Here is a 25,397-nt window from a genome sequence, read left to right as displayed (position 1 = left end):
GCAACTCTAATCAAAACAAACATATTAAAAAAACTCAGTGAAACTCTGTGTAAATTAAACATGTTGCACGTATTCCAATTGGTCTAAACTAACTTTTGAAGTGAAAATTCCGTAATTTACGGTAGCTTTTGTTTTTTCAATAGCATCAATTGTTCCAATGGCTTTTCCTTCTTTCATTCGAACACGATCACCAACTTTGAGAATTACTTTTGGTTTATTTTCTTCTTCAATTTTAGCTTTGATTTTCTTTTCTTTTTTAACCGTGCGAATTTCCTCTACCTTAACTTTTACTTCTTCTGCTACTTTTTTCTGAATGACTTCCTTAACTTTCTTTTCTTTTGCTGAAAGTTTTCTACGTTTCGAATTTTCAATTTCCACCATTTTTAAAAATTCTCCAATTAGCGTCTTTTTGTCTTTATTATTGAAGTAACTTTCTGAAATATCATCAATTTTTTGTCCAATATAAATCAAACGCTGATTCGCATCATATAATTCTTGATAACGTTCTAATTTATCCTGAATTTTAGCATTAATGGTTTCCATTTTTTTGCTTTCTTCACGTGCTTTTGCTTCTTCTTCTTTTAAAGTTAAAGACGTTTTTTCTAATTTAGAACGTTCTTTTTGAAGGGTTGCAATGGTTTTGTCAAAACGAACTTTTCCGCCTTCGATTTTCTTTTTGGCACGATTGATTAAGCCATAAGGAATACCATTTTTTTGTGCGACTTCAAAGGTAAACGAACTTCCGGCTTGACCTAAAATTAATTTGTACATGGGTTCTAATGATTTCTCATCAAACATCATGTTGGCATTTGTAGCGTATGGTAATTCGTTTGCTAATATTTTTAAATTACTATAATGTGTCGTAATAATTCCGAAAGCTTCACGAGCATAAAATTCTTCTAAGAAAGTTTCCGCTAAAGCACCTCCTAATTCTGGGTCAGAACCGGTTCCAAATTCATCAATTAAGAATAAGGTTTTGGCGTTACATTTCTTTAAAAAATAGTTCATGTTTTTTAATCGGTAACTGTATGTACTCAAATGATTTTCAATGGATTGATTGTCGCCAATATCGGTTAAAATTCTATCGAATAAAAAGGTTTCACTACGCTCGTGTACTGGAATTAAAATCCCGCTTTGCAACATCAATTGGAGTAATCCTACAGTTTTTAAGGAAATTGTTTTTCCTCCTGCATTGGGTCCCGAAATTACAATAATACGACTTTCGTTATGTAATTCGATGGTTTGCGGATACGTAACCGCTTTCTTTTCCTTGTTATTTAAATATAAAATAGGATGGAAGGCTTCTCTGAAAAACATTCGCTTTTCTTCTATAATATTCGGAAGAATTCCATTGATTTTATTGGCGTATTTGGCTTTTGCAGCAATAACATCAACTTCACTTAAAAAGTCTTGATAAGCCGCAATAGTTTCGGTAAATGGGCGAATTTCATTCGTCAAACGCTTTAAAATACGCATGATTTCTTCGCGCTCTTCGTATTCTAAATTGTTCAGTTCTCGAGAATAGCGTTGGGCTGCTTCGGGTTCGATATAAGCTATACTTCCTGTTTTAGAACTTCCTAAAATAGAACCTTTTACTTTTCTTCGATACATCGCTAAAACCGCTAAAACTCTACGATTTTCAACAACAGTTTCTTTGATGTCATCTAAATAACCTAGCGAATGGTATTGACTTAATGCCATTCCAAAACTCTGGTTGATTTTACCACGAACTACATTGATACTTCGGCGGATATTAATTAAATCAGGCGATGCATTGTCTTTGATGATTCCGAATTTATCCACCACTTCATCAATACGTTGGATAATTAGCTTAACAATATCAATTTTAGCCGCTTTTTGGTATAAATTTGGATAATAATCTTCAAATTTCTTTAAAAACTGAATTAATGTTATCGCTGTTTCTGAAAGGTTAGCAATCTTTTTAAAACTACCTACTTCTAAGAAACTATCTTCAATAGCTAGGAATTTTAACTCGTAGTTGATGTTTTCAAATCCGTGATTTGGGATAGCGTTATTGTTGGAAAACGAAGATAAATATTCAGAAGTTTGCATTAAGTTAATAAGCAATTCTTCTTTATTTTTAAACGGCGCTATAGCCATCGCTTTTTCTTCACCAATATCGGTGTTGCAACGACTAGCAATAGTTTCTAAAACCGTATTAAACTCTAAATCTTGTAGGGTTTTTTCTGTAATCGAAATCATTTTTCTTTTTCTGTTAGGTCAAAGTTACAAAGTAATGAATCCATATTGCAACAGAAATTTATATTTTTGGTAAAAATTATAAAATGTTTATTAAAAACGAGAGTTGGGAAGCGCTATTATCGACTGAATTTCAGAAGCCTTATTTCTTAGAATTAATGCAACAAGTGGAGCATGAATATGATACTACAACTTGTTTTCCGCCAAAAGAATTGATTTTTTCTGCATTTGAGCAATTTGATTTTCAAGAAACAAAAGTGGTGATTATTGGACAAGATCCCTATCATGGAACGGGAGAGGCGAATGGTTTGTGTTTTTCGGTTAATGATGGTGTGGCCATTCCACCTTCGTTGAAGAATATTTTTACGGAAATTAATTCGGAATACGATAGAATTCTTTTCCCAACATCCGGAAATTTAGAACGTTGGGCAAAACAAGGAGTTTTGTTGTTAAATGCGGGTTTAACGGTACGAAAAGACGAGGCCAATAGTCATAAACATTTGAAATGGAACGTTTTTACAGATGCTGTTATTGATTTGATTAATCAGAAATCAGAAAATGTGGTGTTTTTATTGTGGGGAAGTTTTGCTCAGAAAAAAGGAAAACTTATCAACAGAGAAAAGCATTTGGTTTTAGAAAGCGGACATCCGTCACCGTTAAGTGCTAACAGAGGCATGTGGTTTGGGAACAATCATTTTAGATTGACGAATGAGTATTTGAAATTGAAAGGTCAAATAGAAATGGAGTGGTGAAAAAATCAAGTTCCTTTATTGTTTGATTATTTTATGATTTAAATATAAATTACTATCATCTTTTATTAGTAGATTGTATATCCCATTAGGTAGGCTAGTAATATTAATAGTTAGATTTTCATTACTCAATTTTCCATATTGGAGATTTCTTCCAATACTATCATATAATTCATATGTAACATTTGATAGAGTAGGATCTAATTCTACATTTATTACTGAATTAGTTGGATTCGGAAATATAATTAATTTATTTTTCAGATTACTCAAATTTGTATCTAGTAAATCAGTACTAACTTTTATCAACCATCCGTCCCAATGATTCTGGCTATGATTACAAAATACTTGACCATTTCTTGGAAGGTTATCAATATTATTTATTGAAGAAATATATCCTACTATATAATAATTACCAGAAGCATCTTGTTGAATTGCGCTACCATGATCATTTCCTTGGCCACCAAATCCTCTTTGTCCTTGTGTATTCCCTAACGAATCGAGTTTTAAAAACCATAAATTTGTACCACCATATGTAGGCATAGTGTTTGAACTTGTATCTCCATCAGCTGTTGATCCAATTACCGCATAACCATTATCTAATGTCTCTATGATTTTAAATATATCATCAGTAGAAGAATAATTGTAAGATTCAATAAATCTTTGCCATTCTATATCGCCTGTAGAATTTATTTTAAAAATATTACAATAATCTGCATAATATGAACCATTAAATGGGTAAGAGGCACCTACCATTGCATATCCTCCATCAGAAGTTTGAATAATATTTGGCATATTATCATTTCCTAAAGTTCCAAATGTTTTTTGCCATTCAATATTTCCTAAGCTCGTTATTTTAATAATCCAAAAATCATCATTACCAATATTTAAAAGAACATCTCCATTGGTAGAATTTGATATTCCTGCAACTATGTAACCACCATCTAAAGTTTGAACAATAGAGTTTGCAATATCATTTCCAGTTCCTCCATAAGTTTTTTGCCATACTAAATTTCCTGAGGCATTAAGTTTAACCACCCAAAAATCTTTACCACCATGATTTCCAGTCACATCAAAATTATTTGATGAAGTATATCCTGCAATAATGTATCCGCCATCATTTGTTTGAACAATTGATTTCGCTTCTTCATCACTTGAGCCACCAAAAGTCTTTTGCCATACTAAATTTCCTAAAAAGTCGACTTTAACTACTAAAGCGTCCCAATTACCATGATTTCCAGTAATATCTCCCGAATTTGATTTGTTTACACCTGCAATTACATAACCATCAGTTGCTTCAAAAACTGAAAAAGCATGATCTCCGAATAAGTTGCCTCCATATTTTTTTTCCCATTCCATATTTCCGTTACTATCAAGTTTAGATATGAAAAAGGCTTTATATTGGCCAGGAGTTATTAAATAACCAACAACAATTATACCTCCATCACTAGTAATTTTAGCATCATATAGTTTATCATCATCTATATCACCAATACAATTAGTAAAAATAGGTTGACTTTGCCCAAATGAAAAAAGATTTTGTAGTAGTAATATTAAACATATTATTTTTTTCATGATACTTTTTTGAAGGTATTCAATATGTTAAGTTAATTAAATAACAAAGTTAAAGATAATGATTATAAAAATAGTAATTTAAACATTTAAAACTTATAAATATTTTAAGTAATTAGAAGTAGATATTGAGTTGAAAAGCTCTTAGTAAATATTTTTATAGTAGATTTCTATTTCAGGTATACAAGCAAATTTATTTTCTTTTCTTAGTTTATCAATGCTTTCTTTGTCAATTGGTTTTAAATTTTCATTTTTCATTAATTCTACTAAAACATCCATTCTTTGAATAATAAAATCATAATTAGGGTTTTTGAGACCAATTGTGTTATTCATTAGAATATTTCCCTCTCTCCAGCACAGTAAATATTTTTTTGGTAATAAAGAAAAATAAGAGTTTTTATATTTCTCTGAAATTTTTATCATTAAATTATGGTCAGTTTCTTTATTATTTAATTTTGGTGTTTCGAAGTATATGTTAAAAACAATTGCTCTTGTATTTTTACTATTTGTTGTGGCATTCCAATTATAATATATATCAAATAAATAGCCATGGTAAATTCCATTTAATCCAATATATTCATTAAATTTTTCAATTTTAAACCCTTTTAATAGTAATTTTTTAAAACCATCACTTTCAATTATTTTAACATGCCTTTTGTATCCTAAATAATTACTTAAAATTGACCAAATTGTAATAAATATTAATATAAATGCAAAAAAAACAAAACTAATTGATATGTTTTTTGTTGAAAAATACATAATGATTAACATTGGAATAGTAATCAATAAATTTATTTTTAAATCATCAAAAAATGCCCTAATCTTCAAAATTTTTTAATTTTAAAAATAAACCAAAAAAAATATACGACTAATTTAATTCACCGTAAAGGTTAATACGTTATCAACTGCACCAGTAGTAGTTGTTTTTACGGTTAACATAACGGCATTTTGAGCGTTTAGCGTTACAATTTCAGGATCAACAGTAATACGATATTGTCCAGAAGTTAATGTTATGGTAGTTTCATATTCATACATGGTGTCTAATGCATCTAAAACCGCAATTCCTGAAACATAATCGCCAATGCTATTTTCGCCTTTAATTAGGTTTACTGTAGTAGGAGTAATGAATTCCCATTCATTGCTTGAATTCCTTTTTTCTATGGTGTAATTAAAAAACATTTTTCTTGAATTACTAGTCAAATAGATATCAAAAGGATTTGTGCTTTGCGGTAACAATCGTGCTACATAACTCGAAACATTAACTTCGCTTCCAGTTACTTGTAAATCAATCAAGTTGTTTGATGTTACAGTTGTAGCAGCAAAAAATTCATCATCACTTTCTGTACAGCTAGTTAATACAAAAAATGGAACTAATAGTGTAATTATATAAATGTATTTTTTCATGATGTGTTGTATTAAAATCTATATCCTAAGTTAATTCCTAATCGGGCTACGGTTGACGGACTATTTTCTTGAAATAGGTTTTTACCTAAACCAACCGTTAAGTCTAAAACAAAACTTTCTTTGAAATATAACTTATATCCAACAGCACCTCCTAAAGCAACATCATTATAATCGTTTCTTGTAATTAATACATAATCAGCAGTACCATTATTAAATGTTTTTAATTCTTTGTATTCGCCACCATTAACATTAATAAAACCTTCTAAATAATATAAATTGGTTGCGCTTTTAGATAATGCATAGCGCACATACGGAATTACTTGGTAATCAATTTTTGTTCGGGTATCATCTGTAAGGAAATCATCATTTTTGCTTTTTTTATTAAAAACCATTCCTGTGATACCAATTGAAAAATCTTGATTTAAAAAGCGTTCGTATGAAATTCCTAATTTACCAAATGCAGTTAAATTCAGAACATCTAATTTAAGTTCATTTTTTTTAGCTAAAATAGGCGATACAATGGTATCGGTTGAAGTATTTTCAGTGGATTGAGCATAAGTATTTAAAGAGATGAATACTAAAAATATAAGGCTTATTTTCTTCATATAGGGATGTTTATTTGTGTAAATATAGAAAAATTAATCAATAAAAAGTCAGTGCTCCTAGAATTTCTTCACTCATAAATTTTCCTCCAGGATATCGGGCAGTGTAATCTAAATTTAACCAAATTTGACCTCTTTCATCAATGTGATAATGAATTTGTTGGTTTTGACATTCTTGTTTAAAAAGTTCTTCTTTTATAAGATAAATTGCTGTTTCTAAATCTTTTTTTGTCCCAATTAGCATCTCCGGATATAAATGACCGCCAGTATGAATAATTCTTGGGGTTCCTCCAATTGCTTTGATACAAGCCGACATCAATATCGCATGGTCATCACAATCACCAGAAAAATGTTGTAAACTTTCAGAAGCACTTGCAATATATTCGGTTCCTTTTGGATCGTTTACATAATTCCATCGGTTTCTGATTTCTTTAAAAACGGCAAAACATTGAATCATTCTTCTTTTTTCGCCCGATTCTTTATATTCTCTAAAATGTTTTGTTGTTGCCGAAAGAGCAAAATTTCGAACCTTTGGATTAGAAAAATCTACTGCATCAATAATTTTTGATTTGTTAGGAAACGGAAGTAATTTGGCAATAATTAAATCTTGAGGATTTGGATTTTCACTCATAGCATACATCATAAAACGATAGTCGTCAAAAACACGTTTAAAACCATAGTTTCCAAAAACGGTTCCATATAACAATGCTAATAAATAAATGAAAATAATAAGAATGATAATCGTTTTTACCAAACGAAGTAGTAATTGTATACCAATAATGATAAAAATACCAATTAGAATTCTATCTAAATGTAATGGCCATTCAAAATCAATAAGGTTCTGATGTGCAATTAAAAAAACGGGAATGGTTATTAAAATGTTTAAAACAAAGATGACAACAGTATCCCAAGGCTTTGGTAAAGAAAGCTTTTCTTTGAGTTCGGCTAAAGTGGGGATTTTTATTGTCATTTCGTTTAAAACGATAAAAATACGGAATTATTTAAGTAACGATTCTTTAGGCATTTTTTTATCGATTATTTGAAGCTTCAAAAGTTGTTCCATTATTTTATCAAATGTAGATGCTGTCATCTGTTTTTGTGACCAACGTGTTAATTTTAACCACTCTTGAATCGCTTCCACTTTTTGATTGTATTTAGAAGCTAAAGTTCTGTCAATACTTGGAATCATTTTGAATTCTTCGGTTGTGGTATTGATGATGTCTAAAATTTGGTCGATTACTTTTGGCTGATTTTCTAAAACTTCATTTCGTACCGCAATCACAAAACAAGGCCAAGGAGTAGGGCATTCTCCAACTCTTCTAAAAATTCCTTGATCTACCAAAGGTTGTGTCATAAAACGTTCCCACATGAAATAATCGGCATTTTCTGAAGTCAGACTTTCAACGGCGCCATCAATGGTATTTACGATTTCGAATTGTAAATTTTCTGTATTCCAATTCTGGTTTTGAGCGTTTACAATACTCATCAAATGCGAACCAGAGCCCATTCGAGAAATGGCTACTTTTTTATGTTCTAAATCGGAAAGTGTTTTATAATTAGAATTAGCTGCAACGTGAATTCCCCAAATTAATGGACTTTGCACATAAACCTGCACAATCTTACTCGGATTTCCAGCGGCGATATCTTTGATGATACCTTCGGTAAGAATTACAGCAATATCAGTTTCGCCATCGCGAAGCATTTGACACATTTTTCCCGTACCTTCAGGAACGTCTGTCCATTGTAAATCGATTCCGACAGCTTCAAATTCGCCATCTTCGATACACATGTGCCAAGGTAGGTTGAAATGTTCTGGAACACCTGCTATTTTGATTGTTTTCATTTCAAATGTATTAAGACGAAAGTATTAAGTATTAAGATTATTCAGATAATTTTGAAATACATTGCTCTCTAATTTTCCAAATTTCTTCAAAGGTATTATTTTGATTGGTTTCTGTTATCCATTTTTTCAAAAAAGCCTTGTGATATTCCACTTTAAAATCACTTACTTGATTAGGTATGATTTCGATTTCTTCTATAATATCCTGCTTTATTTTATCATAGAAAGAATCTGTAGTAGTAGCATCAACAGCTATTTGATTTATTTTTAAATAACAATGCGCTTCTGGAATGTACTCGATATTATTTTTTGAAAGTAAATCGCCTAATTTTGGTGTGTTTACTTCATTCATTTTGAAAATTCCAATGTATAGTTTTACATTTTCAATTTCATTTTTATCAGCAAAATCCTTTAAGAAAGCGTGTTTTGAACTACAAGTTCCTTTGTTTTCAGTGAGTACTAATGAAAAATCATACCTATTAGCGTTTCTGCCATAAGGAAGGTTTTTAATTTTATCGATTAGTTCTTTAAACTCCATATTCTGAAAACTAAATACTGATTACTGAACACTATTTAAAAGCTGCCACCATTTCCAAGTTACGCCATTTTCATCAGGATAATCTTCTACAAAATTAAAACCAACTTTTTGCAAAACATGATTAGATGCTCCGTTTTCGGCATGTGTGTAAGCATTCATTTCTTGAATGTTCATTTGGTTGAAACCATAGTCTAACCAAGCGATTGAAGCTTCTGTAGCGAAACCTTTGTTCCAAAATTTTTCATTTAAACGATAGCCGTAATCGTAAAAATTGGTGTTTCCGTTTTCTATATGGTCGTTTACGAATTTAATTCCTGTCCAACCGATTAATTCATTCGTTTCTTTTGTAATAGCTACAAAACGCCCAATTCCATTATCCATATACTGCTGCCTAACCATATCAATGTAAGCATGAACTTCGTCAATATTTACAACTGGTTTTTGCCATAGATATTTATGAACATTAGGATTGCAATCCATTTCAAATAATGAATTTGCATCTTCATGACGCATTTCTCTTAAAATTAATCGTGGTGTTTCTAGTATTAAATCCATGCTTTATTAATTTGTGATACATGATAAAATAAATGGTCAATATAATCCTCAATTAAAAATTGTAAATTAGTTAATGTACCATTAGGGAGAATTAATTGATATTCTAAAGTTTTATCAGTTTGGTTTTTTATAATTTCTAAAATATGACGATTCAAATGCAACCACAAATCGAATAAATCCTGATTGTTTTTATTTTGATAATCATTATATTTAACTAATGCATCTTGATTGTAAGGTCTTATTTTATAAGGCTTTTCGGAATATTGAATTTCGGTAAAACGTTGTAAATTATTGATGGCTGAATCAATTAAATGACCTAGGATTTCTTTTTTAGACCATTTGTTAATATCAATTTTAACATCAAAATCAGTTATTGATTGTAATACCAAATTATCTAATAATAACTCAAATTTTAAAACTTTATTTTTCATTCTATTTTTAAATCAGAAATTACAACTCTATAGCCATCAGGATCTAAAATCATTTTTCCATTTTCATTCCAATAAGGATTTTGGGCTTTTACAAATTCAATTTTTTTAGATTGAAGTTTATTCATAATGAAGTCAAACTCCATTTTATTGTTTGGATAAAAAACTAAATTATCATCCTCATTAAAATCAAAAAGAACAATTTCTTCTGATTTTGTAAATTCTAAATGCCAATTTTCATTTGATTTTCCAATAAAAACACCATCATAGCCATTATGATTTTCAAAACCTCCAAGCAATTCAAATCCTAAAATATCGATATAAAAGGATTTAATTTGTTCTAAATCATTGGTGTGTCTTGCAAAACGGAAAGTCATTTTTTTGATTTATAATTATTCCGCTAACTTATTTAAAGTATATTCAATTAATTCATCTACAGCTTTATATGGGTCTTCACTGAAAGTTCCAGTTGCACGGTTAGCGATGATAGCATTTAATGATAAACAGTTGTGTCCTAACAGTTTTCCTAAACCATAAATAGCGCCAGTTTCCATTTCTAAATTCGTCATTCGAGTTCCGTTGAAATTGAAACTATCCATTTTAGCATTTAACTCAGGATCTTGAATTCCTAAACGCACTACACGTCCTTGTGGACCGTAAAATCCACCGGCGGTTCCTGTGAATCCTTTAAAAATTTTATCGCTTTCTAAACGTTGTTCTAATGCTTTACTTCCTGCAATTACGTAAGGGCGACCTTTTCTCATGTCCCAATTCGTTTGCTTGATGAATGCTTCTTCCATTTCGGTTTCTGAAATTTCGTCAATTAAATAGGAGCGAAGCATGTTATCCAAACCTAAGCCATACTGACTCATTACAAAACTATCGCAAGGAATATCCGCTTGTAACGAACCTGAAGTTCCGATACGAACAATATTTAAAGAAGTCAGTTCTTTTTTAACGGTTCTGGTTGCTAAATCTACGTTTACCAATGCATCTAATTCATTCATTACGATGTCGATGTTATCTGGACCAATTCCAGTTGACATAACGGTAATTCTTTTGCCTTTATACGTTCCGGTTTGTGTTTTAAATTCACGCTTTTGAGTTGTAAATTCTATTGAATCAAAGTGTTTTGTAATTTTTTCTACACGATTTTGATCCCCAACGAAGATAATATCGTTAGCGATTTGTCCAGGTTTTAAATTGATGTGATATACACTTCCGTCTGGATTTAATATTAATTCTGATGCTGCTATCATTTGTTTTTAGTTTAAAGTTTCAGGTTTCAGGTTCTTTAACTTTGAACTTGAAACTTGAAACAAATTTATCCGCCTACGCGTTTTGTTTTGAATCCTTTGTCTTGTAATAGTTTCATGATTTTATCACGATAATCGCCTTGAATAATGATTTCGCCATCTTTAAAAGTACCGCCAACTGCTAATTTGCTCTTGATTTCTTTCGCTAAGATTTTAAAATCTTCGTCTTCGCCTTCATATCCTGAAATAATCGTAGTAGGTTTTCCTTTTCGCTTCTCATATTTGCAAATCATTGGTTCTTTTTGAATATGTAATTCATGAGGCGTTTCATCGATAGCTTCTGGTTCGTTAGAAACTTCGTGGTTAGGAAAAAGTTTTTTTAATTGTTCTTGTAAGTCCATATTTTAGCACGCGGATAAAACGGATTCGCTAAAGCGAAGCGCGAATTAAAACTGATTTTTTCTATTCTTTCTTTTGTTTTCGTAAATTTTTCTTCTGAATTCAGGCTTTTTCCCAAAGTTTAATAATAAACCAATTTCGCAATCAGTTCCTTTTAAGTAATTGAGCAATTGATTTTCAAACTCTTCAACAATATAATCGGCAGCTTTTAATTCTAATACGATTGTGTCGTTTACAATTATATCAGCATAATAGTCACCAACGTTTTCTCCTTTGTAAAAGACTTTAATTTTTTTATTAGGAGTTGCTTCAAGTCCTTTTTTTCTTAACTCAATCAATAAGGCATTTTGATAAACTTTTTCAAGAAAACCATAACCTAATTCGTTGTAAACTTCGTAAAAAGTTTTTAAAATTAACGATGTTAAATCTTCATGTAATAAGTGCATATATTCTATTTTTATGGTTTAAAATCTGTTTTAATCTGCGTTTTACGAAGTAAATCCGTTTCATCCGCGTGCTAATATGGCGTGTATGTATTTTCAATCTTTAAACAAAAAACCAAACCCCAATGTTACTTGGAATTTGGAATTTTATTAGGTGGAATTTTATTTCCTTTATTTCTTAATCAATCCTAATTCAACCAAACGTTCATGTAAGAATTCACCAGCGGTGATGTCTTCATATAATTTTGGATTGTTTTCATCGATACATTCAGATAAGCAATTTAAACTCATATCGCTTACTGGGTGCATAAAGAAAGGGATTGAATAACGAGAAGAACCCCACAATTCTCTTGGTGGATTTACCACTTGGTGAATCGTTGACTTCAACTTGTTGTTGGTGTGTCTTGATAACATATCTCCAACGTTAATCATTAATTCGTCTGGTTGTGCCATGGCATCAATCCATTCGCCGTTGTGATTTTGTACTTGTAAACCTTTACCTTGAGCGCCCATTAATAAGGTAATCAAGTTGATGTCACCATGTGCTGCTGCACGAACAGCTCCATCTTTAGGTTCGTCAGTAATAGGTGGGTAGTGGATAGGACGTAAAATACTGTTTCCGTCTTTGATGTATTTATCAAAGTAGAATTCGTCTAAACCAATGTAAAGTGCTAAAGCTCTTAACACATAAACCCCTGTTTTTTCTAACATTAGGTACGCTTCTTTACCTACTTCATTGAATTTAGGTAATTCGGTTACTTCAACGTTATCTGGGTATTCGCCAGTGTATTTTGAACCTTCGCTAACGTATTGTCCAAAATGCCAAAACTCTTTCAAATCTCCAGCAGAGCGACCTTTAGCGTGTTCTTTACCGAAAGAAACATAACCACGTTGTCCGCCAATGCCTGGGATTTCGTATTTAGCTTTGGTTTCAAGAGGAAGATTAAAGAAGTTTCGTACTTCTGAATATAAATCCTCTACAAGTTTGTCATCTAAAAAATGACCTTTTAATGCTACGAAGCCGATTTCTTCGTAGGCTTTTCCGATTTCATTTACAAATTTTTGTTTACGTGCCGGATCATCCGACAGGAAATCACGTAAGTCAACACTAGGAATTTGTTGCATACTTAAAATTAATTGTTAATAAATCAAATGGGCTTTAACCCAAGTAAATACAAAGGTAATTATTTATTTTAATTGTGAAAGTGGAAAGTTGTTAACAATTGATGATGGGTAATGGGTGATGGGTGATGGGTGATGGGTGATAGGTTATAGGTGATTTATAATTTATGATGGGGATATATGATGATGGGGAGATTTGGAATTGATATTTAATTTGAACTTGAACTTGTTCTTGACCTTGTTCTTGACCTTGAAATTTGTCTCATCTTTTTTTATAACAATTCGCTTTCAAAATGTTATTTTTATTACTTTTGAGCAAAATTTAATTGTTCCAGTATCATGAACTTTGAAAGAAAAGATTTATCGAATTCGCAACTACTTGATTTATACAAGAAAATCTTAAAACCTCGTTTGATTGAAGAGAAAATGTTGATTCTAATCCGTCAAGGAAAAGTATCAAAATGGTTCTCTGGAATTGGGCAAGAAGCTATTTCTGTGGGAATAACTTCAGTTTTGGATAAAGATGAATATATTTTACCTATGCACCGTAATTTAGGTGTTTTTACTACAAGAGAAATTCCGTTGCACCGTTTGTTTTCGCAATGGCAAGGTAAGAAAAACGGATTCACAAAAGGTCGTGATAGAAGTTTCCATTTTGGAACACAAGAATATAAGATTATTGGAATGATTTCGCATTTAGGTCCTCAATTAGGGATTGCAGACGGAATCGCTTTAGCCAATAAATTAAGAAAAAATGGAAAAGTAACCGCAGTATTTACAGGTGAAGGCGCAACTTCAGAAGGTGATTTTCACGAAGCATTGAATATCGCTGCTGTTTGGGAATTACCGGTTTTATTCGTAATTGAAAATAATGGTTACGGATTATCAACTCCAACCAACGAACAATACCGTTGCGAAAACCTTGCTGATAAAGGGGTTGGTTATGGAATGGAAAGTCACATTGTTGATGGTAACAATTTATTAGAAGTGTATCATTTGATTTCGGAATTAAAAGCTTCTATGATAGAAAATCCTCGTCCAGTTTTGTTAGAGTTCAAAACATTCAGAATGCGTGGTCATGAAGAGGCAAGTGGTACGAAATATGTACCTCAAGAATTGATGGACATGTGGGCAGTGAAAGATCCAGTGGAGAATTATAGAAATTACTTAAAAGCAACAGCGGTTTTATCAGAGGAAGAAGATGAAGCGATTCGTGCTGAAATTAAGAAAGAAATCGATACAGATTGGGCGAAAGTTCAAGAAGAGCCAGCTATTGTTGCCTCTCTAGAAGAAGAATTGGGTGATGTTTATGCACCTTACGAATTTGAGGCATATAATCCATCTTCAGAAATGGAAAATATTCGTGTGATTGATGCGATTTCGAATGGTTTACGTCAGTCGATGGAACGCCATGAGAATTTGGTGATTATGGGACAAGACATTGCCGAATACGGTGGTGCTTTCAAAATTACCGATGGATTCGTAGCGCAATTTGGTAAAGAAAGAGTTAGAAATACACCAATCTGTGAAAGTGCTGTTGTTTCAGCGGCTAACGGATTATCTATAAACGGATTTAAAGCGGTGATGGAAATGCAGTTTGCAGATTTCGTTTCAACCGGATTTAATCCCATCGTAAACTTATTAGCGAAGCAACATTACAGATGGCAAGAAAAGTCGGATGTAGTGGTGCGCATGCCTTGTGGTGGTGGTACTCAAGCGGGACCTTTCCATTCACAAACTAACGAAGCTTGGTTTACCAAAACACCTGGTTTAAAAGTGGTATATCCAGCATTTCCTTATGATGCTAAAGGTTTATTAAATACAGCAATTAACGATCCAAATCCAGTATTATTCTTCGAACACAAACAATTGTATAGAAGTGTGTATCAAGATGTACCAAAAGATTATTACACCTTACCTTTCGGAAAAGCGTCTTTGATTAAAGAAGGAACTGATGTTACGATTATTTCGTTTGGAGCTGGAGTTCATTGGGCTTTAGAAACGTTAGCTAAAAATCCAGAAATTAAAGCAGATTTATTGGATTTAAGAACGTTACAACCAATGGATTGGGATGCGATTTACGCTTCAGTTAAGAAAACTAATAAAGTAATCATTTTACAAGAAGATACATTATTTGGTGGTGTAGCTAGTGATATTTCAGCCATGATTATGGAAAACTGTTTCGAATACTTGGATGCTCCAGTTAGAAGAGTCGGAAGTTTAGAATCAGCTATTCCTTTTATGAAAACACTAGAAGATCAATATTTACCAAAAGGTAGATTTGAAACCGAATTGAAAGAATTATTAGCTTATTAATTCATCATCATAAATAATTTAAAAGACACTTTCGGGTGTCTTTTTTTGTTTTGGTTCTATAGTTCTCGATACAATTTTTAAAAGTAAAAATTAGCATTTTTTCTTTTAAAAATCACTCGAAGTGACGACTGAGCGGTTTCGGTTTTACAGTTTTTAAGCTCTTAGCTTAATGTTTTTAATTCCATATTTCCACTACCGTCACTTCGAGTGTTTTGGATTTGGAAAGCCTTAGATTTGCAAATCTAAAATGTATCGAGAACTGATAAAAACAATTCTTTTTGCATACACTATCCATACTTTATCCATACACTATCTATGGAGTATCTACCTAGTATCTTATTAAAATCATTTAATCACTTTTGACAGCTTTTGACGGGTTTTGATGAGTTTTGATACTTTTTGATAGCTAATGATAGGCTAGGTGTGATTTTATGGGGGTTATGTTCGTAGTTTGTTCGAACGTTGTTCGAACGAGCTTCGTAAAAAGGGGTGTTTGTACGAACAATGTGGGAATGAAGTTAGAAGAAAAAGGAATAATATTTTATATGTTTTGAACTCACTACTAATTTTGTTAAAAAATTAAATATTAATTTTATGTACATTTTTTACTAAATTTGAAAAACTTAGATTAGTTCATGCGACATTATTTTTTTCCGATTACCGTTATTCCTCAAAGTCCTTTTAACGGAGGCGTATTGACTTGGATTTTGCAAGGTACAATACCTACTAGAGCAGGTTATGAATTGTGTATGATAAAATTTGCAGTTGATGTGGCTGGATGTGATTCTACTGGAAAAATGGCTAGTGTAGATAAGAATGAAGTTAATTCTAACCCAACTAGCTTTAGCCTGTATCCTAATCCTGCCGTTACAGCCGTAACCCTTTCTTACTCTCTAGAATTAGAAGGTGCCACATTAGAAATTTATGATTTGACAGGAAGAAATATTGCTAAAAAAGCCTTATCTTCGGCTGATAAGGAAGTCACTTTAGCGATTGACTCTTATCCTGCTGGTCTGTATATGTTAGTTGTAAAACAAGCGGATACTATCTTATGGCAAAATAAATTAATTATTAAATAGAATAACCCTAAACAGGTACGCTTATAGCGTACCTGTTTTTAAACTAAGAAATTATGCTTAAAAAAATTACTTTATTCTTTTTATGGGTATCTGCATCTACTTTTGGTCAATGTTTTGATGAATTTAGTTTGAGAAGTTCTGGTTTTCATGTTTTGTCTATCAAATCAGATGGGACTTTATGGGGTTGGGGATATAGTTCCTTTGGTCAATTAGGCAATACAAATATGACTAATCCAATCCCCTTTCAGTTATCAACAGACACTGATTGGCATAAAACATTTGCAGGTGTTGCCAACGCATTTTTCATCAAAACTAATGGTACGCTTTGGGGAATCGGAAATAGTGAATTTGGACTATTAGGTAATGGTTCAACAACTCAGTTAAACCCCACCTTACAACAAATAGGTACCGCTACTAATTGGCAAAAAATATCCGCATCGAGTGATATGACCATTGGTATAAAAACCGATGGAACTATCTGGGGCTGGGGACAAAACGATCAATATGAAATGGGGAATAATACCTGTTGTGCCAATCAACTTACTCCCATTCAAATTGGCACAGCGAATCATTGGGTAGATATTGAAACTAGTTTGGGTGCCTCTATTTTTGCTTTAAAAAATGATGGCACCCTATGGGGTTGGGGATTGAATCTTGCAGGTTTGTTAGCCGATAATACCGTTATGGCACGAAGCATTCCTACACAATTAAATTCTGATACTGATTGGGCTAGTATTCATGTTGGCGCTGCCCATATTTTAGCCTTAAAAACCAATGGTACCTTGTGGTCTTGGGGGGGGGGTGAATATGGACAAACTGGTGATGGTTTGTCTCCTTCATTATATCGTTCGTATCCAAGACAAGTTGGTACTGACACTTGGTCTAAAGTATTTGCTGGATGGAAAATATCCTTTGGAATTAAACCCGATGGTACCTTGTGGGCATGGGGGCTTAATGATGTAGGACAGCTTGGAATAGGCAACAGCACTAATCAATTTACCCCTGTTCAAGTGGGTACTGATACCGACTGGGTTGATGTTGTTTCTGGAGGTTCTGGTAATGTCCAATTTACTATTGCTACAAAATCAGATGGCACGGTTTGGGCCTGGGGAGATAATCAAGTGGGGCAATATGGTAATGGTACCGTTGGAAATCCGGTTTTTGTTCCTACCCTAATGACGGGGCTTTGTGCTACCTTAAGTGCCTCTGAATTTCAACAAGAAAATGTTTTTACGATGTTTCCTAATCCTGCTAAGGATGTGGTGACCTTACAATATGATTTAGCTTTAGCTAATGCTACTGTTGCCATTTATGATGTAACGGGTAGGTTGATTCATGAGGTGGCTTTAAATTCTGTTTCAGGAACTAATGAGTTAAATGTTAGTGCTTATCCTGCTGGGGTTTACTTGGTTTTGGTTAAGCAAGGAGCAGCTGTGGTTTTTAGTAGTAAGTTGGTTGTTGAGTAGAGGTTTCGGGTTACGAGTTACGGGTTGTGGACTAAACGGTGTTTAGTGGTGTGCCTAAGGTTAGGAGATTCCTAGCAGGCTCTGAATGACAAGAGAGTAAATACTTGGAAAACAGCAAAATAATGATTTATAGTGGTATGACTGTTCCTTATCAAGTGACATTGAGTGAAGAGACGAATCAAGTAGTATTACTGCCTTCATCGTTTACTTTACAGCCAGGACAAAACGTAATTCAAGTAACCGTTATTCCCCAAAGTCCTTTTAACGGAGGTGTATTGACTTGGATTTTACAAGGTACAATACCTACTAGAGCAGGTTATGAATTGTGTATGATAAAATTTGCTGTTGATGTTGCAGGATGTGATTCTACTGGAAAAATGGCAAGTGTAGATAAGAATGAAGTTAATTCTAACCCAACTAGTTTTAGTCTTTATCCTAATCCTGCCGTTACAGCCGTAACTCTTTCTTATCCTATAGAATTAGAAGGTGCCATATTGGAAATTTATGATTTGACAGGTAGAAGTATTGCTAAAAAAGCCTTATCTTCGGCTGATAAGGAAGTCACTTTAGCGATTGACTCTTATCCTGTAGGTTTGTATATGCTAGTAGTAAAACAAGCGGATACTATCTTATGGCAACACAAGTTAATTATTAAATAGAATAACCCTAAACAGGTACGCTTTTAGCGTACCTGTTTTTAAACTAACGAATTATGCTTAAAAAAATTACTTTATTCTTTTTATGGGTATCTGCTTCTACTTATGGTCAATGCTATAGTGGTTTTAATATTGGCGAATATCATGTTGTCTCTATTAAATCGGATGGCACATTATGGGGATGGGGTTCAAGTGATGCTGGAAGCTTAGGGAATACCAATTCCATAAATCCTTCCTCTTTTCAAATAGGAACGTCTACTGATTGGTTAAAAGTAAGTGCTGGAGCATACAATACTTTTATTATTAAAAATAATGGTACTTTGTGGGCTATGGGAGATGGAAGGTACGGACTATTAGGTAATGGTTCTACAACTACAATAAATCTTACTTTGCAACAAATCGGTAGCGCTACTAATTGGCAGAAGATATCCTCTTCAACTCAAATGACTATTGGATTAAAAACTGATGGCACTATTTGGGGCTGGGGGCAAAATGATCAGTATGAAATGGGGAATAATACGTGTTGTGCCAATCAACTTACCCCTATTCAAATTGGCACAGCCAATCATTGGGTAGATATTGAAGGAACTAGTTGGGGTGCCACAGTTTTTGCTTTAAAAAATGACGGTACTATATGGGGATGGGGATTAAATACTGGAGGCTTATTAAGTGATAATACCGTTATGGCACGAAGTGTTCCCACTCAATTGAATGCAGATACTGATTGGGCTAGTATTCATGTTGGAGTTGCCCATATTTTAGCCTTAAAAACCGATGGCACCTTGTGGTCTTGGGGAGGGGGGGAATATGGACAAACAGGAGATGGTTTGTCTCCTTCATTATATCGTTCGTATCCAAGGCAGGTTGGTACTGATACTTGGTCTAAAATATTTGCAGGTTGGAAAGTCTCCTTTGGAATTAAACCTGATGGTACCCTTTGGGCTTGGGGACTTAATGATGTAGGACAGCTTGGAATTGGCAACACCACTAATCAATTTACTCCCGTTCAAGTTGGCGCTGATACGAACTGGGTTGATGTGGTTTCAGGTGGCGCTGGTAATGACCAGTTTACTATTGCCACAAAATCCGATGGTACGGTTTGGGTATGGGGAGATAATCAAGGGGGGCAATATGGTAATGGTACTATTGGAAATCCAGTTTATGTTCCAACCCTAATGACTGGGCTTTGTGCTACCTTACGTACTGATGAATTTGAACAAGAAAATGTTTTTACGATGTATCCTAATCCTGCTAAGGATGTGGTGACCTTACAATATGATTTAGCTTTAGCTAATGCTACTGTTGCCATTTATGATGTAACGGGTAGGTTGATTCATGAGGTGGCTTTAAATTCTGTTTCAGGAACTAATGAGTTAAATGTTAGTGCTTATCCTGCTGGGGTTTACTTGGTTTTGGTTAAGCAAGGAGCAGCTGTGGTTTTTAGTAGTAAGTTGGTTGTTGAGTAGAAAGTTTCAGGTTTCAGGTTTCAAGTTGTGGTTAATTTTTTACACCGAGCTGCACTGAGTTTCTTTTGAAGTGGATTGCGTTGGGAGAGTTTCACAGAGCGTTTCACTTTATTGCATCAGGTTACGGTTAATTTTTTTACACCGAGCTACACTGAGTTTCTTTTGTCCCGAAGCTTCGGGATGGATTGCGCTGAAAGAGATGCACAGAGCGTTTCACTTTATTGCATCAGGTTACGAGTTACGGGGTGTGGTTAATTTTTTTACACCGAGCTACACCGAGTTTCTTTTGTCCCGAAGCTTCGGGATGGATTGCGCTGAAAGAGATGCACAGAGCGTTTCACTTTATTGCATCAGGTTTCGGGTTTCGGGTTTCGGGTTGTGGTTAATTTTTTTACACCGAGCTACACCGAGTTTCTTTTGTCCCGAAGCTTCGGGATGGATTGCGCTGAAAGAGTTGCACAGAGCGTTTCACTTTATTGCTTCAGGTTTCAGGTTGTGGACTAAACGGTGTTTAGTAAATTGTTATTATGGTAAAAGCTTACATAGAACATTGGATAGATTCATATGTTAAAAATATAGAAATCGTATCACACATCCAAATTATCGGTAATAAGCTATAGGGGTAAACTACTCTTTAATTTTACAAAAGCGACTTTTATTACAAAATCTGTTTATGGGAAAAATTTTTAATTTTCATATTCCTTTACATATAATATAATTGCAGGAGATACCAAAATGCTTTTATGTGGTTTAAGAAAAAACTTGTTAGCAAAATCATAATTTATCATTAAATTTATGTTCATCAAATTATCACTCATTTCTTTAGTATACAAATCAATAGTTTTAGAATAATAATTTAACTTGTTTGATATTTGAAATTTTAGCTTTGTTAAATCATATTTAGAAGGAATAATAATTTTATCGTTTTCATCATAGTAATTCAAAAGTTGAATAGTTACAAATATTGAACTTCGAGGTTTAATTGTTAACTCTGAGTAAATATCTATTTCAATAATATTTTTATGTTTTTTTTCAATGTATAGCGTATCTGTAGTATGTATTAAATTACCAATATCAACATATTGATTACCTCTAACAGGTATAGTTTCACTTGCTTCAAAAAAATTTATCTTATAAGCTGTTCGAAATATGTTTTTTTCAATAAAAAATGTTATTTTCTTTATTTCAATCACTTTGTCATTTTCATTTTTGTATAGAATACCAAAATTCATATCTTTTGTTAATACTCTACTTTGTTTTTTTATAAAACGATTTGTCTCACCCAATAATAAATAGTCGTTTTTTTTGGGATTCACAACAACTTCATTAAGATAAACAATTTTTTTTGTTAAATATACAATAGAGTCTAATTTTTCTTTAGCTAAACCAAGTGTATAATAATCAATTCTTGATAATGAAATTGAGTCATATTCAATTTCATTATTTATTGATGTAATTTTTTTATTTTCTGTTTTTCCATAAAATACTTGCTTTTTTTTAAAAAAAAGTGAATAATTAACATCTTCGATAAATTCATTTGTATCATTATCAACTGTAATAAATGATTGACTTAGTAATGAATTTATATAAAAAAAGAATATTAAAGGAAATATTATTTTTGACATATTAATACAAAATTTTAAAAACCTATTTGAACATATTCAAACTAAATTTGACTTTTGCTAAGAGAGTATTTGATAAAAAATTCAAAGATAAGTGTTTTTTTACTTGTTGTTAATTATATTTTTTTGATACTAATATTCAAATATTGCACAGTTATAAAACTGGTAAAGTATTCGCATATTTTAACATTTAATATTATTATTTGTTAGAAGGCCCAATTGATGTTTTTAAAAAGGTTTTACTAAGTGTGAATTTTAAAAAACTGCTATATCAATAATGTTTTTTAGCTCAATATACAATTTTATATGATTTACATTATTAACATTGGGTTGAAAAAAGAAATCGAACATATGTAGTTTCTTATTGTGGTTATTTTTTTACACAGAGTATTACGGAGTTTCTTTTGTCCCGAAGCTTCGGGATGGATTGCGTTGGGAGAGTTTCACAGAGCGTTACACTTTTTAGTAATATATTTCGTTTGTTATACATAAATAAACAATCAACCTCCCATAAAGAAAAAGTTTCTTACATTTACATCATTACATTTTACTTAATGAAAAAAATTCTCTCTTGTTTTTTGTACTTTTTTATAAGTCAATTTTATGCACAAAATATAGGGTATAGCCTTAATGTTGACCATCTTTTTTTAGCTGATGAAAGCAAATCGAGTAACGATGATAATCGTAAAATAAAATTAAAATTTACTTGTTTAGATAATGGTAAGTATTTTGTTTTCAACAGATTACTTCATGGAAATAAAACAGGAAAAGTATTGGCTTATTTTAAACCATTTAATACTGTTGTAATTCGTTCGCAAGACCATTTGACCTATTTGACTTTTAAAGAGGCCTTTCCAAAAGGAGGATTTTACAAAACGAATATCACTAAACCAATGTTTGGACAACCTGCCACTTTGTATTCATTTGACAATGATGTGGTGGATATTCAACTTTGGGTGGGGACTGGTAGACGAACAGGAAGTGGCTTTGAAAGGTATTTGAACGATATGGGATTGCTTCAAAATTTACCAGCAAATGCTACAATTATTGCGGTTTCAATTATGGGTATTGAGGTAGAATTATCCCAATTTAAAGAAGATTCGTATAGCAATGCCAAAAGTAATTTGAATGATATTTTAATTAGTTTTAACGAACCAAAAGAAGCTTTGTTGGATTGTATTAAGGAAAGCCATCAAAATGAAACCCCATTGTCTTCAAACGGTGAAAAATTAGACATTGTATTTGAGTATAAAATTACTTCAAAAATTTCTCAAACAGACAGTAAAGGAAAGCTTTTGTATGAAGCGAATACAACACTTTATACCAATAATGACAATTCGGTTACTTTGCAAATTTTTGACCAACCTAATTCAGATGGAATTTCATTTATTTACATTGATAAAAATTTGAATCAGGAAATTGAAGGAAGTTATGATGACAAGCAGTTGTATATGCAGCGAGGAAAACTTGTTTCTTCACAAAATTGTATCTTTTTAAATGAAAAGTTACTTTCTAAAAAATCAAATGTTTCCCAATTTATAGCAGGATATGAGCATGAATTTGGTTTGTTTTTAATTGAAAAAAACACCATCGATTATCCTAATTTTAAGAACATTACTACTTCAAATGGCTTAACATTAAAACGTACTTTTTTGAATAAAGATTTAGAAATTCAGGAATACAGTAGTGAAATAGAAAGGGGAGCGTATAAATTTAATCTTCAAAAATAATGAAAAAACTATTTTTAATTTTGGTGTTTTCATCTGTTTTGAGTAACGCACAAAATAGCGAATTAATTCCTTTTGTGTCTAATAAAAAATGGGGATTTAGTGATAAAGCTGGAAAAATAATGATACAACCTGTTTATGATAGTGTTGGGTTTTTTAATGCCAGTTCGGTTGGATTGAAGTATTTGACATATGCTTATGTGTATCAAAACCAAAAAATGGGTGTAATTGATACTAAAAACAAAGTGCTTTTGCCATTACAATATGCGCATTTAAGAAATGTATCTAATTCCTTTCATTTTATAGCTACAAATGATGAAGGAAAGTCAGGTTTAGTTGCTGCTGATAACCAACAACTTTTGCCTTTTGAATATGATGCTATTGATGATATTTTAAATAATTCCTATTTGTTAAAGAAACAAAACAAAATAGGGATTGCAGATGCTTCAGGAAAGATTCTCATTCCTGTAATTTACGATCAAATAGTTTATGTAGATGAAGATGATAGAACAGGAAAATGCCGTTGGCGTGTAAACAATGATACGATAACACAATATCTATATACAGCTATATATGATGATCCGAATGATGAAATTTATATGACTGTTCCAAGTGTTACTTATAAAGATAAAGCTGCTATATCCTATACTTTAGATGAAAACTCAAAGGATTTTGAGGAAAAAATTCCGATTCGATATGAAAGTAATTTGTTTTTATTACGAAAGAAAAATCTGTTTGGTTTTGTAGATGTGAAAGAGAAAATTGGATTTCAACCCAAGTATAAACAATTGGACTATTTTTTTAATTCTTATAATTATGAAAAAGGAAAAAAACATTATTTAATTATTGAAGAGAATCATAAAAAAGGATTGGTGGATGGTTATGGAAATCAATTGCTTAAAACAGAATATGATGCAATTAAAAAAGAATTCCATTATTTAGAACTTACTCAAAACAATCAAACTGGAATTTTCTTTTTAGCAACCCATAAAGTTGTGTTTTCTGATTTTAATAAAATTAAAACCGCTATAGAATTAGATAATGATTTTGTAGTTCTTTTGGTTGAAAATAAGGATACGAATTCGGTCTATTACGTGGGACAAAATGGAGTTATTTATAAAAATTGATTTGTTTTATGAAATTATTAGTTTTTCTATCGTTGTTTTTTATTGGAATTTATCCATCTAATATCGTTTTGAATCAAGATCCTATTCCTAATCATGAAACTTTTGCCATTGATTCTAGACATGTAAACGAAAAAAGAGTTATTAATGTTTGGTTTCCAGAAGAATATAAAAATCCTACTATTTCTTTTCCTGTCTTATATATGCCTGACGGAGGTATAAAAGAGGATTTTCCACATATCGCCAATACATTATCTAAATTAATTAAATCAAAGAAAATCAAACCCTTTATTTTGGTAGGAATTGAAAATACAGAACGAAGACGAGATTTAACACCACCAACTTCTGTATCGACTGATAAGGAAATTGCTCCAATTGTGGGAGGTTCTGAAGCGTTTAGAAAATTTATAAAAGAAGAGTTAATACCAGAAATAAATTCAAAATATAGAACTTCAGATGAAAAAGGAATACTTGGAGAATCCCTAGCTGGACTTTTTGTAACGGAAACATTTTTATTATCACCTGAAACATTTGATTATTATATTGCATTTGATCCTTCTTTATGGTGGAATAATCAGCAATTGTTAAAAGACGCATCAAATTATTTAAATGCTTTTCCTAAAGCTTCTAAAAGGTTTTGGTTTGCGGGTTCAAGTGCAAAAGATATTTTTAAAAACACGAATTCCTTGAGTGAAATATTAAGTAAAAATGCTGTTCCCAATTTAAAGTGGAATTATTCTCCCGAAAAAAAAGAAAAGCATCATACCATATTTAGGGCTACTAAAGAAAAAGCATTTATCTGGACATTCAACTAAA

25 protein-coding genes are annotated in these 25,397 nt (G+C 32.1%); 9 read left to right on the top strand and 16 right to left on the bottom strand.

Annotated features, from left to right (window positions below; genetic code table 11):
* Positions 1 to 54: 54 nt before the first annotated feature.
* Entirely contained in the window at positions 55 to 2,223 is a 2,169-nt protein-coding gene (locus LOS86_RS08070) for an endonuclease MutS2 (RefSeq protein WP_231841599.1), read from the bottom strand.
* A gap of 83 nt (positions 2,224 to 2,306) precedes the next feature.
* On the opposite strand from LOS86_RS08070, the gene ung reads away from it, so the two are divergent.
* Positions 2,307 to 2,972 (top strand): uracil-DNA glycosylase, encoded by a 666-nt coding sequence (gene ung / locus LOS86_RS08065; RefSeq protein ID WP_231841598.1) that lies wholly within the window; start codon positions 2,307 to 2,309, stop codon positions 2,970 to 2,972.
* 15 nt (positions 2,973 to 2,987) lie between these two features.
* Here ung and LOS86_RS08060 read toward each other — a convergent pair whose 3' ends face one another.
* From LOS86_RS08060 to LOS86_RS07995, 14 genes are all read right to left on the bottom strand, one after another.
* Positions 2,988 to 4,541 (bottom strand): T9SS type A sorting domain-containing protein, encoded by a 1,554-nt coding sequence (locus LOS86_RS08060; protein WP_231841597.1) that lies wholly within the window; start codon positions 4,539 to 4,541, stop codon positions 2,988 to 2,990.
* Between the two features lie 141 nt (positions 4,542 to 4,682).
* Positions 4,683 to 5,366, bottom strand: coding sequence for a hypothetical protein (locus LOS86_RS08055; RefSeq protein ID WP_231841596.1), 684 nt, complete (start codon positions 5,364 to 5,366; stop codon positions 4,683 to 4,685).
* 45 nt (positions 5,367 to 5,411) lie between these two features.
* Positions 5,412 to 5,942: a hypothetical protein gene (locus tag LOS86_RS08050; RefSeq protein WP_231841595.1), complete on the bottom strand. Its 531-nt coding sequence runs from the start codon at positions 5,940 to 5,942 to the stop codon at positions 5,412 to 5,414.
* A gap of 11 nt (positions 5,943 to 5,953) precedes the next feature.
* Entirely contained in the window at positions 5,954 to 6,547 is a 594-nt protein-coding gene (locus tag LOS86_RS08045; RefSeq protein WP_231841594.1) for a hypothetical protein, read from the bottom strand.
* 37 nt (positions 6,548 to 6,584) lie between these two features.
* Complete coding sequence (locus LOS86_RS08040; protein WP_231841593.1) at positions 6,585 to 7,514, bottom strand: transglutaminase-like domain-containing protein; 930 nt, start codon at positions 7,512 to 7,514, stop codon at positions 6,585 to 6,587.
* Positions 7,515 to 7,541: 27 nt separating this feature from the next.
* A complete protein-coding gene (locus LOS86_RS08035; RefSeq protein ID WP_231841592.1) occupies positions 7,542 to 8,387 on the bottom strand; it encodes a substrate-binding domain-containing protein in 846 nt (281 codons plus the stop codon).
* A gap of 37 nt (positions 8,388 to 8,424) precedes the next feature.
* Positions 8,425 to 8,922: a hypothetical protein gene (locus LOS86_RS08030; RefSeq protein WP_231841591.1), complete on the bottom strand. Its 498-nt coding sequence runs from the start codon at positions 8,920 to 8,922 to the stop codon at positions 8,425 to 8,427.
* A gap of 21 nt (positions 8,923 to 8,943) precedes the next feature.
* Positions 8,944 to 9,477, bottom strand: a complete 534-nt coding sequence (locus tag LOS86_RS08025) for a GNAT family N-acetyltransferase (RefSeq protein ID WP_231841590.1) — start codon at positions 9,475 to 9,477, stop codon at positions 8,944 to 8,946.
* Positions 9,468 to 9,908, bottom strand: a complete 441-nt coding sequence (locus LOS86_RS08020) for a DinB family protein (protein WP_231841589.1) — start codon at positions 9,906 to 9,908, stop codon at positions 9,468 to 9,470. Before LOS86_RS08020 ends, LOS86_RS08025 begins: the two co-directional genes overlap by 10 nt.
* Positions 9,905 to 10,282 (bottom strand): VOC family protein, encoded by a 378-nt coding sequence (locus tag LOS86_RS08015; RefSeq protein ID WP_231841588.1) that lies wholly within the window; start codon positions 10,280 to 10,282, stop codon positions 9,905 to 9,907. Before LOS86_RS08015 ends, LOS86_RS08020 begins: the two co-directional genes overlap by 4 nt.
* 15 nt (positions 10,283 to 10,297) lie before the next feature.
* A complete protein-coding gene (locus tag LOS86_RS08010) occupies positions 10,298 to 11,164 on the bottom strand; it encodes a nucleoside phosphorylase (RefSeq protein ID WP_231841587.1) in 867 nt (288 codons plus the stop codon).
* Positions 11,165 to 11,229: 65 nt separating this feature from the next.
* Positions 11,230 to 11,562, bottom strand: a complete 333-nt coding sequence (locus LOS86_RS08005; RefSeq protein ID WP_231841586.1) for a translation initiation factor — start codon at positions 11,560 to 11,562, stop codon at positions 11,230 to 11,232.
* 45 nt (positions 11,563 to 11,607) lie between these two features.
* The gene (locus tag LOS86_RS08000; protein WP_231841585.1) at positions 11,608 to 12,006 is read right to left on the bottom strand and encodes a GxxExxY protein; all 399 of its coding nucleotides are present in this window, start codon (positions 12,004 to 12,006) and stop codon (positions 11,608 to 11,610) included.
* A 168-nt stretch (positions 12,007 to 12,174) separates the two neighbouring features.
* The gene (locus LOS86_RS07995; protein WP_231841584.1) at positions 12,175 to 13,128 is read right to left on the bottom strand and encodes an isopenicillin N synthase family dioxygenase; all 954 of its coding nucleotides are present in this window, start codon (positions 13,126 to 13,128) and stop codon (positions 12,175 to 12,177) included.
* Positions 13,129 to 13,464: 336 nt separating this feature from the next.
* On the opposite strand from LOS86_RS07995, the gene LOS86_RS07990 reads away from it, so the two are divergent.
* The 5 genes from LOS86_RS07990 (at position 13,465) to LOS86_RS07970 (ending at position 20,108) form a co-directional block, all read left to right on the top strand.
* On the top strand, positions 13,465 to 15,441 hold the full coding sequence (locus LOS86_RS07990) for an alpha-ketoacid dehydrogenase subunit alpha/beta (RefSeq protein WP_231841583.1): 1,977 nt from the start codon (positions 13,465 to 13,467) through the stop codon (positions 15,439 to 15,441).
* Between the two features lie 635 nt (positions 15,442 to 16,076).
* The gene (locus tag LOS86_RS07985) at positions 16,077 to 16,520 is read left to right on the top strand and encodes a T9SS type A sorting domain-containing protein (protein ID WP_231841582.1); all 444 of its coding nucleotides are present in this window, start codon (positions 16,077 to 16,079) and stop codon (positions 16,518 to 16,520) included.
* 53 nt (positions 16,521 to 16,573) lie between these two features.
* A complete protein-coding gene (locus LOS86_RS07980) occupies positions 16,574 to 17,986 on the top strand; it encodes a T9SS type A sorting domain-containing protein (RefSeq protein WP_231841581.1) in 1,413 nt (470 codons plus the stop codon).
* Positions 17,987 to 18,108: 122 nt separating this feature from the next.
* A complete protein-coding gene (locus tag LOS86_RS07975; protein ID WP_231841580.1) occupies positions 18,109 to 18,645 on the top strand; it encodes a T9SS type A sorting domain-containing protein in 537 nt (178 codons plus the stop codon).
* A gap of 53 nt (positions 18,646 to 18,698) precedes the next feature.
* Positions 18,699 to 20,108, top strand: coding sequence for a T9SS type A sorting domain-containing protein (locus LOS86_RS07970; RefSeq protein WP_231841579.1), 1,410 nt, complete (start codon positions 18,699 to 18,701; stop codon positions 20,106 to 20,108).
* A 686-nt stretch (positions 20,109 to 20,794) separates the two neighbouring features.
* Here the strand turns inward: LOS86_RS07970 and LOS86_RS07965 are convergent.
* Positions 20,795 to 21,733 carry a hypothetical protein gene (locus tag LOS86_RS07965; protein WP_231841578.1) on the bottom strand — a complete coding sequence of 313 codons (939 nt, stop codon included), beginning with the start codon at positions 21,731 to 21,733 and terminating at the stop codon, positions 20,795 to 20,797.
* Positions 21,734 to 22,284: 551 nt separating this feature from the next.
* Between LOS86_RS07965 and LOS86_RS07960 the strand changes: the two genes are divergently transcribed.
* The 3 genes from LOS86_RS07960 to LOS86_RS07950 are packed head-to-tail and all read left to right on the top strand — an operon-like array spanning position 22,285 to position 25,396.
* Positions 22,285 to 23,460, top strand: a complete 1,176-nt coding sequence (locus LOS86_RS07960; RefSeq protein WP_231841577.1) for a hypothetical protein — start codon at positions 22,285 to 22,287, stop codon at positions 23,458 to 23,460.
* Entirely contained in the window at positions 23,460 to 24,584 is a 1,125-nt protein-coding gene (locus tag LOS86_RS07955; protein WP_231841576.1) for a WG repeat-containing protein, read from the top strand. Before LOS86_RS07960 ends, LOS86_RS07955 begins: the two co-directional genes overlap by 1 nt.
* A gap of 8 nt (positions 24,585 to 24,592) precedes the next feature.
* A complete protein-coding gene (locus LOS86_RS07950) occupies positions 24,593 to 25,396 on the top strand; it encodes an alpha/beta hydrolase (protein ID WP_231841575.1) in 804 nt (267 codons plus the stop codon).
* Position 25,397 lies beyond the last annotated feature (1 nt).

The sequence above is a fragment of the Flavobacterium cyclinae genome (assembly GCF_021172145.1).
In the GTDB taxonomy this organism is placed as follows: Bacteria; Bacteroidota; Bacteroidia; order Flavobacteriales; family Flavobacteriaceae; genus Flavobacterium; species Flavobacterium cyclinae.
The sequence above is the reverse complement of the archived record's forward strand: the minus strand, read 5'-3'. Positions and strand labels throughout refer to the sequence as shown.

Excerpts from the sequence above, each read along its gene's own strand:
- LOS86_RS08070 (WP_231841599.1), bottom strand. The coding sequence starts at position 2,223 with ATGATTTCGATTACAGAAAAAACCCTACAAGATTTAGAGTTTAATACG.
- ung (WP_231841598.1), top strand. The coding sequence starts at position 2,307 with ATGTTTATTAAAAACGAGAGTTGGGAAGCGCTATTATCGACTGAATTT.
- LOS86_RS08060 (WP_231841597.1), bottom strand. The coding sequence starts at position 4,541 with ATGAAAAAAATAATATGTTTAATATTACTACTACAAAATCTTTTTTCA.
- LOS86_RS08050 (WP_231841595.1), bottom strand. The coding sequence starts at position 5,942 with ATGAAAAAATACATTTATATAATTACACTATTAGTTCCATTTTTTGTA.
- LOS86_RS08045 (WP_231841594.1), bottom strand. The coding sequence starts at position 6,547 with ATGAAGAAAATAAGCCTTATATTTTTAGTATTCATCTCTTTAAATACT.
- LOS86_RS08040 (WP_231841593.1), bottom strand. The coding sequence starts at position 7,514 with ATGACAATAAAAATCCCCACTTTAGCCGAACTCAAAGAAAAGCTTTCT.
- LOS86_RS08035 (WP_231841592.1), bottom strand. The coding sequence starts at position 8,387 with ATGAAAACAATCAAAATAGCAGGTGTTCCAGAACATTTCAACCTACCT.
- LOS86_RS08030 (WP_231841591.1), bottom strand. The coding sequence starts at position 8,922 with ATGGAGTTTAAAGAACTAATCGATAAAATTAAAAACCTTCCTTATGGC.
- LOS86_RS08025 (WP_231841590.1), bottom strand. The coding sequence starts at position 9,477 with ATGGATTTAATACTAGAAACACCACGATTAATTTTAAGAGAAATGCGT.
- LOS86_RS08020 (WP_231841589.1), bottom strand. The coding sequence starts at position 9,908 with ATGAAAAATAAAGTTTTAAAATTTGAGTTATTATTAGATAATTTGGTA.
- LOS86_RS08015 (WP_231841588.1), bottom strand. The coding sequence starts at position 10,282 with ATGACTTTCCGTTTTGCAAGACACACCAATGATTTAGAACAAATTAAA.
- LOS86_RS08010 (WP_231841587.1), bottom strand. The coding sequence starts at position 11,164 with ATGATAGCAGCATCAGAATTAATATTAAATCCAGACGGAAGTGTATAT.
- LOS86_RS08005 (WP_231841586.1), bottom strand. The coding sequence starts at position 11,562 with ATGGACTTACAAGAACAATTAAAAAAACTTTTTCCTAACCACGAAGTT.
- LOS86_RS08000 (WP_231841585.1), bottom strand. The coding sequence starts at position 12,006 with ATGCACTTATTACATGAAGATTTAACATCGTTAATTTTAAAAACTTTT.
- LOS86_RS07995 (WP_231841584.1), bottom strand. The coding sequence starts at position 13,128 with ATGCAACAAATTCCTAGTGTTGACTTACGTGATTTCCTGTCGGATGAT.
- LOS86_RS07990 (WP_231841583.1), top strand. The coding sequence starts at position 13,465 with ATGAACTTTGAAAGAAAAGATTTATCGAATTCGCAACTACTTGATTTA.
- LOS86_RS07985 (WP_231841582.1), top strand. The coding sequence starts at position 16,077 with ATGCGACATTATTTTTTTCCGATTACCGTTATTCCTCAAAGTCCTTTT.
- LOS86_RS07980 (WP_231841581.1), top strand. The coding sequence starts at position 16,574 with ATGCTTAAAAAAATTACTTTATTCTTTTTATGGGTATCTGCATCTACT.
- LOS86_RS07975 (WP_231841580.1), top strand. The coding sequence starts at position 18,109 with ATGATTTATAGTGGTATGACTGTTCCTTATCAAGTGACATTGAGTGAA.
- LOS86_RS07970 (WP_231841579.1), top strand. The coding sequence starts at position 18,699 with ATGCTTAAAAAAATTACTTTATTCTTTTTATGGGTATCTGCTTCTACT.
- LOS86_RS07965 (WP_231841578.1), bottom strand. The coding sequence starts at position 21,733 with ATGTCAAAAATAATATTTCCTTTAATATTCTTTTTTTATATAAATTCA.
- LOS86_RS07960 (WP_231841577.1), top strand. The coding sequence starts at position 22,285 with ATGAAAAAAATTCTCTCTTGTTTTTTGTACTTTTTTATAAGTCAATTT.
- LOS86_RS07955 (WP_231841576.1), top strand. The coding sequence starts at position 23,460 with ATGAAAAAACTATTTTTAATTTTGGTGTTTTCATCTGTTTTGAGTAAC.
- LOS86_RS07950 (WP_231841575.1), top strand. The coding sequence starts at position 24,593 with ATGAAATTATTAGTTTTTCTATCGTTGTTTTTTATTGGAATTTATCCA.